The following is a 4,954-nucleotide window of genomic DNA, read 5'->3' as shown; positions in this document are numbered from 1 at the left end:
TATGTAGCTTTATAAATAGAAAGCAATTATCGTTCCGTATTATTTGTTTTCTTTAGGAGATTTGAATGGCAGGCATTTTAGACTCAGTAAACCAACGCACACAGTTGGTTGGGCAGAACCGCCTAGAATTACTTTTATTTAAGCTCAGAGGGCGTCAGCGTTTTGGTATTAATGTATTTAAAGTGAGAGAAGTGCTGCAATGCCCTCCACTAACAAGCATGCCAAAATCTAATCCGTATATTCGTGGTGTTGCACATATTCGTGGTCAAACCATTTCGGTTATTGATTTATCAATGGCTGTAGGTGGGCGCCCAATCGACAACATTAAAGACAGCTTTATAATCATTGCTGAATACAATCGCTCTGTGCAAGGGTTTTTAGTGGGCGGAGTTGAACGTATTGTAAATATGAATTGGGAAAAAATAATGCCACCGCCATCAGGCGCCGGACGTTATTCATATTTAACAGCAGTGACCGAAATCGAAAATGAATTAGTCGAGATTCTCGATGTAGAAAAAATTCTCAACGAAATTTGTCCAGTAAACACAGAAGTAAGTGCTGAAGTTGCACAAAGTGGCGATATTCAAAGAGATTTAGGCGAACGTATCGTATTTATTGCAGATGACTCTGCTGTTGCCCGTAATCAAGTTAAACGAGCCTTAGAGCCGCTAGGTGTTCAAACAGAGCTTGCTAAAAATGGTAAGGAAGCTTTAATTAGGCTTAAAGAAATAGCAGAGCTTGATTGTAAAAATGATATTACAGAGCGAGTAGCATTACTTATCTCAGACGTTGAAATGCCAGAAATGGACGGCTATACCTTAACAGCTGAAATAAAAGCAGATCCCAAACTTGCACCTTTGCATGTTATTTTGCATACCTCTTTGAGTGGTGTTTTTAACCAAGCGATGATTGAAAAAGTAGGGGCAGATGACTTTATTGCTAAATTTAACCCAGATGAATTAGCAACAGCGGTTAAAAAGTGGGTTCATTGTGATTAACAAAAATAGGTGCTACTAACTTGAATAATAAAGATTTGCAGCAAAGTGAATACGACCAGTTTCGTTCGTTTTTAGAGCAGCAATGCGGCATTGTTTTAGGTGAAAATAAACAGTATTTAGTTAAAAGCCGACTTGCTCCGTTAATGACTCGATTTAATGTGGGATCTTTATCGGAATTGGTTAGTAAAACTCTCGGGCCTCATGAGCGGCAATTAAGAGCCGCTGTGGTTGATGCAATGACCACCAACGAAACTTTGTGGTTTAGAGATCAATACCCATTTGAGTTACTCCAAAACAAGCTTTTCCCTGAATTTAAAGATTTAAGAAGACCTTTAAAAATTTGGTCTGCTGCCAGTTCGTCAGGCCAAGAACCTTATTCAATAGCTATGTCGGTTGCTGAATTTAATGCTAAGCAACCAGGTGTGCTTCGTATGGGGGCACAAATTATTGGTACCGACATATCTAATACCATGCTTGATATGTGTAAAAATGCAGAGTACGACGCGCTGGCACTCGCCAGAGGGTTATCTGCAGAGCGTCGTAAAAAGTTTTTTAAAGACAGCGGCAACGGTATGGCACAAGTAAACGATACAATAAAAAAACAAGTTAGTTTTAGGCATTTAAATCTGCTTGATTCTTACGCGTTAATGGGCAAGTTTGATATTATTTTTTGCCGAAATGTACTAATTTATTTTGCGCCTGAAATAAAAGCTAAAATTATTAACCAGTTTGCACAAGCGTTAAATCCAAACGGTTACCTATTTTTAGGCGCGTCAGAGTCCCTAACTGGCCTAAGTACTGAATTTGATATGGTTAGGTGCAACCCTGGTATTATTTACCAAAAGAAGTAATTAAGCTAACTCCCTTCCCTAAAACGACGCACCTAGCGTCGTTTTTCTATTTAGATACATAGCCTTATAAAAATATAGCAAGCCCTAATATTAATGGCTTATTTTTTGCTTTATTAATGGGTAAGTCAATTTTTTGGAGAAGGTTATGGCTATCAGTTTTGATAAAGCATTAGGTGTGCATCCGCAAGCCATGTTGATCCGTTCACAGCGAGCTGAATTAATTGCAACTAATATAGCTAACGCTGATACGCCTGGCTATAAAGCAAAAGATATTGATTTTGCCTCTGCATTAAAAGCGGCAAGGTCAACCCAGCAAAGCGGCAATACTATGGTAAGAACTAATGATAAACACATTGGTGGAGGTACTCATAGTATGGGCAGTTCAGAATCATTTCGTTTGCCAAATCAATCAGATACAGGTGATGGTAACTCGGTTGATATACAAGTGGAACGAAACTTGTATACACAGAATGCTATGGAGTATCAGGCCAGCTTGCAATTTTTAAGCGGCAAATTTAAAGGCCTGAATAAAGCTCTCGGTAGTCAAGGATAAAAATTATGAGTTTATATAATGTTTTCGATATTGCAGGTTCGGGTATGAGCGCACAAAACGTTCGCTTAAATACTACAGCTAGTAATATTTCTAATGCTAACACCATTAGTTCATCTCAAGACAAAACGTACCGAGCGCGCCAACCTGTATTTGCGGCTGAGCTAACAAAGGCTTCAGCATCAGTAAGTAACCAGCAGGGCTCCGCAGTTGGTGTTAAAGTTTTGGGCATTGTTGAAAGCGATGCACCATTACAAATTGAATATAACCCAAACCATCCAAGTGCGGATGAAAATGGCTATATCTATAAACCCAACGTTAATGTTGTAGAGGAGATGGCAAATATGATTTCTGCCTCTCGTTCTTACCAAACAAACGTGCAAGTTGCTGATGCAGCTAAGCAAATGCTAAGTAAAACACTGTTGCTAGGGCAGCGGTAACCGAGGGTAGGTTATGAGTAACGATATTAGTACATCTTCATCCTATTTAGACTCTATACGCTGGCAAGAGCAACAAGTTGCTACCAGTGATAATGAGAGTGATGCGTTAACACAAGAAGACTTTTTCTCTTTGTTAACTCAGCAATTATCGTATCAGGATCCCAGTAACCCTGCGGATAATGACCAAATGATTGCTCAAATGACGAGCTTTACGATGGCGCAAGGGATTACAGATTTAAATACTAACTTTGAATCTTTAGCCTCTTCAATGACATCTAATTCAGCACTGCAAGCATCTACACTTGTAGGCAAACAAGCTTTACTAGAGTCAAACACCCTGGATTTAAATGAAACAGGTGATGCCAGAGGCTCTGCAGTGGCAGAAGAAGCCGTTGATAACTTAAAAATTAAAGTTACTGATGCATCAGGTCAGCTAGTAAGAACTATTGATATGGGTTCTCAGCCAGCAGGTGCGGTACGTTTTGCGTGGGATGGCAAAAATGAAGCTGGTGAGCGTTTACCTGAAGGTGAATACTCAGTAACCGCAGAAGGAAGTACTGACGGTGAATTTTCAAGCTTACCCATTGCTACATTTAAGAACATTGAAAGCGTTAATATTAATGGCTCAAGTGGCATTATTATTAACACTAAAGAAGGTGCGGTTAGGTTGACAGACGTCGCAGAAATCGCGTAATAAATTTTAATTATACTTCGCCTGTCAGCAGGCTAAATATTAACAGGTTAGAGGTGAATTATGAGCTTCAATATTGCATTAACTGGCTTAGCTGCCGCACAAAAAGATTTAGACGTAACTGCAAATAATATTGCAAACGTTAATACCACAGGTTTTAAAGAGTCACGCGCTGAGTTTGCCGATGTTTACGCATCGTCAGTATTTAGCTCTGGTAAGACTAAAAATGGTGACGGTGTGCAAACAACCATGGTTGCGCAGCAGTTTCATCAAGGCTCACTACAATTTACAAATAACTCACTTGATTTAGCAATCACTGGTGAAGGTTATTTTGCGATGACAGACGATTTATCTTCGCAAGATTTAACATATACACGTGCGGGTGCATTTAAGCTTAACCAAGATAACTTTATGGTTGACGCAAAAGGTAACTTTTTACAAGCATTCCCTGTTGACTCATCTACAGGTGATACAACGTCGGTAAGTTTGAGCACAACTGATCCAATTCAAATCCCTGATTCGTCTGGTTCACCTCGCGCAACAGAAAATGTATTTTTGTCGTTTAACTTAGATGCAACAGCAGATGCTCCGGGTATTGCTTTTGACCCAACATCTAGTGGTACTTATAACTCATCTACGTCAACAACGGTATATGATTCACTAGGTGAACCACACATTTTACAATACTTTTTTGCTAAAGAAGATGATGCCGCAGCAGGTGGTACAGATAACAGTTGGGAAGTATACGCAACACTCGATGGCAAAGTAGTTGATGCCACAACTGGTGGAGAACAAACAACGACACCTTATACACCACTGACCACCCTAGGTTTTAACTCAAGTGGTTTGCCATCAACAACAGGTGGTGTGGCAAATACAAATACAACTACTTTTGATGAAATACTACTACCAGCGGGTTCTGGTGCTGGTTTATCAACATTACTAGACAATGGTGCAACTTTCCCAGGTACTGGTATTGAGCTTAACTGGCGCGATGAAAATAACACAGCAGGACGTATCCCAACTCAGTATTCAAGTGGTTTTGAAGTAAAAGCACTCGATCAAGATGGCTCAACAGTAGGTCGTTTAGCCGGAATTGATATAGGAACAGACGGTAAAATTGTCGCTTCTTACAGTAACGGTGACTCAACATTCCTAGGGCAAGTGGCTATGGTACGTTTTCCAAATTCACAAGGGTTATCACAAGTGGGTGATACAAGCTGGAAGCAAAGTATTGATTCAGGTGAACCTGTAGCGGGTGAAGCTGGTTCGGGTACGTTTGGTGGAATTAACTCATCAGCGCTTGAGCAATCAAATACTAACCTTACAAACGAGCTTGTAGACTTAATTACTGCACAGCGTAATTACCAAGCAAACTCACGTGCGCTTGAAGTTAACTCAACTATTCAGCAAAGTATTTTGCA

6 protein-coding genes are annotated in these 4,954 nt (G+C 39.9%); all 6 read left to right on the top strand.

All coding sequences use genetic code 11. The features are described from left to right. The first annotated feature begins 65 nt into the window (after nucleotides 1-65). Complete coding sequence (locus H5072_RS11795; RefSeq protein WP_002959434.1) at nucleotides 66-998, top strand: chemotaxis protein CheV; 933 nt, start codon at nucleotides 66-68, stop codon at nucleotides 996-998. Between the two features lie 20 nt (nucleotides 999-1,018). Beyond that, nucleotides 1,019-1,849, top strand: a complete 831-nt coding sequence (locus H5072_RS11790; RefSeq protein ID WP_138488696.1) for a protein-glutamate O-methyltransferase CheR — start codon at nucleotides 1,019-1,021, stop codon at nucleotides 1,847-1,849. A 145-nt stretch (nucleotides 1,850-1,994) separates the two neighbouring features. After that, the gene (gene flgB, locus H5072_RS11785) at nucleotides 1,995-2,402 is read left to right on the top strand and encodes a flagellar basal body rod protein FlgB (protein WP_002959431.1); all 408 of its coding nucleotides are present in this window, start codon (nucleotides 1,995-1,997) and stop codon (nucleotides 2,400-2,402) included. A gap of 5 nt (nucleotides 2,403-2,407) precedes the next feature. Continuing rightward, nucleotides 2,408-2,839: a flagellar basal body rod protein FlgC gene (gene flgC / locus H5072_RS11780; RefSeq protein WP_002959429.1), complete on the top strand. Its 432-nt coding sequence runs from the start codon at nucleotides 2,408-2,410 to the stop codon at nucleotides 2,837-2,839. A 13-nt stretch (nucleotides 2,840-2,852) separates the two neighbouring features. After that, nucleotides 2,853-3,533, top strand: coding sequence for a flagellar hook assembly protein FlgD (locus H5072_RS11775; RefSeq protein WP_002959427.1), 681 nt, complete (start codon nucleotides 2,853-2,855; stop codon nucleotides 3,531-3,533). Between the two features lie 60 nt (nucleotides 3,534-3,593). Beyond that, nucleotides 3,594-4,954 (top strand): flagellar hook protein FlgE (flgE, locus tag H5072_RS11770; RefSeq protein ID WP_182693620.1); only part of this gene is annotated, 1,361 nt, incomplete at its 3' end.

It is taken from the genome of Pseudoalteromonas sp. SR45-5 (assembly GCF_014163565.1).
In the GTDB taxonomy this organism is placed as follows: domain Bacteria; phylum Pseudomonadota; class Gammaproteobacteria; order Enterobacterales; family Alteromonadaceae; genus Pseudoalteromonas; species Pseudoalteromonas distincta.
The sequence above is the reverse complement of the archived record's forward strand: the minus strand, read 5'-3'. Positions and strand labels throughout refer to the sequence as shown.